Origin of the sequence: Streptomyces sp. HSW2009, assembly GCF_040240285.1 — a bacterium.
Lineage (GTDB): Bacteria > Actinomycetota > Actinomycetes > Streptomycetales > Streptomycetaceae > Streptomyces.
Map to the genome: position 1 here is coordinate 1 of NZ_JBEHZD010000666.1, position 3,728 is coordinate 3,728.

General features: G+C 73.7%; 3 protein-coding genes. 1 reads left to right on the forward strand and 2 read right to left on the reverse strand.

Features of this window, described 5'->3' with window-relative positions; genetic code table 11:
- The first annotated feature begins 449 nt into the window (after positions 1 to 449).
- Positions 450 to 2,123 carry a BCCT family transporter gene (locus tag AAHZ94_RS30400; protein WP_349996945.1) on the forward strand — a complete coding sequence of 558 codons (1,674 nt, stop codon included), beginning with the start codon at positions 450 to 452 and terminating at the stop codon, positions 2,121 to 2,123.
- Positions 2,124 to 2,270: 147 nt separating this feature from the next.
- Here AAHZ94_RS30400 and rfbD read toward each other — a convergent pair whose 3' ends face one another.
- A complete protein-coding gene (gene rfbD / locus AAHZ94_RS30405; protein WP_349996943.1) occupies positions 2,271 to 3,239 on the reverse strand; it encodes a dTDP-4-dehydrorhamnose reductase in 969 nt (322 codons plus the stop codon).
- Positions 3,236 to 3,421, reverse strand: coding sequence for a hypothetical protein (locus tag AAHZ94_RS30410; protein ID WP_349996944.1), 186 nt, complete (start codon positions 3,419 to 3,421; stop codon positions 3,236 to 3,238). Before AAHZ94_RS30410 ends, rfbD begins: the two co-directional genes overlap by 4 nt.
- Positions 3,422 to 3,728 lie beyond the last annotated feature (307 nt).

Sequence of the window (3,728 nt, forward strand, 5' to 3'; positions counted from 1 at the left end):
CACTGGTCCTGGCGAGGTCCACGGTCAGCCGCGGGGTGCTGTTCGGGGCCGTGATCAGCCCGCGGTCGGTGCCGGCGCCGGGCCCGATCGACCGGAAGCCGGCCGGCTCGGACACGGTCCCGCCGGCCCGCACCGCGCGGTGACCTAGGCGCGGAGTGCCGGGGGCGGGTGAGGCACCGGTACTCCGCGCCGCCTGTCGGGGGCGGGTGACGCCCCGACACGTCCGTACCGGGCTGCCGGGGCGCGTGGACCCGCCTCCGGCAGTCAGGTACGGACCCTCTCGGGCTCCCCTTACGGCCCAACGACAAGGGGAGTGCGTTCCCCGGTCGGGGGTAGCGGGCAGGTGAATCGTTTACCAGTTGCCGCCACCGAGAGGTCTACGCGTGTCACAGCACAACCAGGAGAAGGGCGTCCGAGGCGACCCGGCGGAAGCGACGGCGCCGGCCAGCATGCCCGGCAGCCCGCAGCGCACCGCCGTGCCGCGTACCGACCGGGTGGTCTTCGGCGTCACGGCCGTCCTCACGCTCGCGTTCGTGACCTGGGGCGCGATCGCCACGGACGCGCTCCAGGACGTCTCGTCCGAACTGCTCACCGATCTCATCCACCACGGCGGCTGGGCCTTCATGCTCGCCGCATCCGGTTTCGTGGTGTTCGCCCTGTGGCTGGCGCTCAGCCGCTACGGCAAGATCACCCTGGGCAAGGAGGGCGAGGAGCCGGAGTTCCGCACCGTCTCCTGGGTCGCGATGATGTTCAGCGCCGGCATGGGCATCGGGTTGATGTTCTACGGCGTCAGCGAGCCGATGTCGCACTTCATCGACGCGCCACCGGGCACCGACCCGAAGAACGACTACGAGGCCATGCAGACCTCGATGGCCACCACGCTCTTCCACTGGACGCTGCACCCGTGGGCGATCTACGCGGTGGTCGGCCTCGCCATCGCGTACAGCACCTTCCGGCGCGGGCGCCGACAGACCATCAGCGCCGTGTTCACCCCGCTGCTCGGCAAGCGGCACGCGAACGGCGGGGTCGGCCGCGTCATCGACATCCTGGCCATCTTCGCCACCCTCTTCGGCTCCGCCGCCTCGCTCGGCCTCGGCGCCGTGCAGATCGGCAGCGGCATGGAGAAGCTGGGGTGGATGAACGACGTGAGCACCGGGTTGCTCGTGGCCGTCATCGCCGTCCTGACGGTCGCGTTCGTAGCCTCGGCGGTGTCCGGCATCGCCAGGGGCATCCAGTGGCTCTCCAACATCAACATGGTGTTGGCGCTCGCCCTCGCGATCTTCGTCTTCGTGGCCGGACCGACCATCGTCATCCTCGACATGCTGCCCACTTCGATGGCCGCCTACCTGGGCGACCTGCCGCAACTCGTGGGCCGTACGGAGGCGACCGGCGGCCAGTCGGTGGCCGACTGGCTGGGTTCGTGGACGGTCTTCTACTGGGCCTGGTGGATCTCCTGGACGCCGTTCGTCGGCATGTTCATCGCCCGCATCAGCCGCGGCCGGACCATCCGGCAGTTCATCGGCGGGGTGATCCTGGTCCCCAGCACGGTCTCGCTGCTCTGGTTCGCGATCTTCGGCAACTCCGCGATGAAGCTCCAGTCCACCGGCAAGCTCGGCGACGACGCCTCGCCCGAGGGGCGGCTGTTCGACGTGTTGGAGCAGTACCCGATCGCCACCGTCACCAGCATCCTGGTGATGGTCCTGGTCGGCATCTTCTTCGTGTCGGGGGCCGACGCCGCCTCGATCGTGATGGGCACGCTCTCGCAACGCGGCTCCTTCGAACCCACCCGACTGGTCGTCATCTTCTGGGGCGTGGTCACCGGTGCGGTGGCCGCCGTCATGCTGCTGGTCGGCGAGGGCGGCTCGGACGTGCTGACCGGCTTGCAGAACCTCACCATCCTGGTCGCCGCGCCCTTCGTCCTGGTGATGGTCGGCATGTGCGTGGCGCTCATGCGCGACCTGCGGCGCGATCCGCTGATCGTCCGGGGCGAACAGGGCGAGGAGGCCGTGGAACTCGCGGTCATCGCCGGCCAGCAGAAGTACGCGGGCGACTTCGAGTTGCAGATCGCGCCCGGGTCGGGCGCGACGGCGGAGCCGGCCGACGAGCCGGTGGGGAAGGCGTAGCACGGGGGGTACGGGGCGTACGGGGGCGGGGCGAGCGACTGGCTCGGGCCCCACGGCGGGGCGCGCCTTTGGCCCGGCTCGGGTCGGGGCCGGCTCGGGTCAGGCCCGGGGTACTCCGCCCGGCCGCCCGCCCCCTCCGTTCCGTCCTCAGCCGCTGAGTGCGCGTACCGGGCCGCGGGCGGCGGCCACCGCCGTGCCGCGGGGCGTCGTCGGGCGTCGCGGCAACGGGCGTCGCCTGGCCGGTGGTCCGACGGCGGTCACCGAGCGGAAGGCCACCGCGAGCGCGTCCCGCCAGTGCCGGGGCGCGCTCAGCCCCGTCTCCTCCCACCGGGCGTGGCCGAGCACGCTCCAGGTGGGCCGCTGGGCGACGGCGGCGAAGTGCGCACCGTCCACCGGCACCACCCGGTCCGGGTCGGCCCCGGCCAGCCGGAACACCTCCCTGGCCAGGTCGTACCAGGTGGTGCGGCCCCCACAGGTGGCGTGGAAGATGCCGGCGGTCTGTGAGGCGGGCAGCCGGCCGAGCGCAAGCAGCCGCTCCGCCACGTCCCTGGTCCAGGTCGGCTGGCCGTGCTCGTCGTGGGCGACCGCGAGGGTCCCCTCGCCCGCGGTGGCCCGGGCGGCCATCGCGCGCACGGCGTTCGGACCGTGCGCCCCGTACAGCCACGAGGTGCGCACCACGGTGCCGGTGCGCGGCAGTTCTTCGAGTACGGCGCGTTCGCCGGCCAGTCGGGTGCGCCCGTAGGCGGTGCGCGGGCCGGGGCGGGCGGTCTCGTCGTAGGGGGCGCTGGCCCGGCCGGGGAAGACCTGGTCGGACGAGACGTGCAGCAGCCGGGAGCCGGTCGCGGCGCAGGCGCGGGCCAGGTTGCGCACCGCGTCGCCGTTCACCCGCAGGGCCGCGGCCTCGTGCAGTTCGGCGGTGTCCACGTCGGTCCAGGCCGCGCAGTTGACGACGACGGCGGGCCGGGTGCGGCGCACCGCGCGGGCCACCGCCTCGCCGTCGGTCAGGTCCAGGTCGGCCTGGGTCAGCGGGAGCGCGGGCACCGACGCCGCGGCCAAGTGCGCCCGCACCTCGCGCCCGAGCATGCCGCCCGCTCCGGTGATCAGCCAGCCGTTCATGATGCTGCCTCCAGTTGCTCGCGGTGCTGCGGTTGCTCGTCCTGCCACCGGGTGCGGTGGCAGCGGTGCGGGGCGCCTGACACGGCGACGGCCGGTGCGTCGCCGCACCCCTGCGGCCCGCTGTCGGGCCGTACGGGCAGGGAGCCGAGGCGTCCGGCCCCTGGGGTGACGGGGATCTTCATGCGCATTCCGGGGGGTCGGGGACGGTACGGCGGACACAAGTGCCGCCAGGTACGGGGGAGTTGACCCCGGTGACGGGGTGCGTACGGCGCTCGCGCGGCCGGTCGCGCCGTCAGGGGTGGACCGGTTACCGCAACGCTGCGCCGGGCGACGGGTGTTGGTCGTGGCGGGGGCGGGTGTGGGGGAGCGGCCGGGGCCCGGGGGGGGGGGCCCGGGCGCCCGGGTGGGGGGGGGGGGTTTTAAAAAATACCGCCCCCCCCCCCCCCCCCCGCCCCGCCCGCGCGCCCCCCCCCCCCCCCCCCCCCCCCC

What these genes read in the sequence shown, in the direction of transcription:
- AAHZ94_RS30400 (WP_349996945.1), top strand. Translation starts at nt 450, where the DNA reads ATGCCCGGCAGCCCGCAGCGCACCGCCGTGCCGCGTACCGACCGGGTG.
- rfbD (WP_349996943.1), bottom strand. Translation starts at nt 3,239, where the DNA reads ATGAACGGCTGGCTGATCACCGGAGCGGGCGGCATGCTCGGGCGCGAG.
- AAHZ94_RS30410 (WP_349996944.1), bottom strand. Translation starts at nt 3,421, where the DNA reads ATGAAGATCCCCGTCACCCCAGGGGCCGGACGCCTCGGCTCCCTGCCC.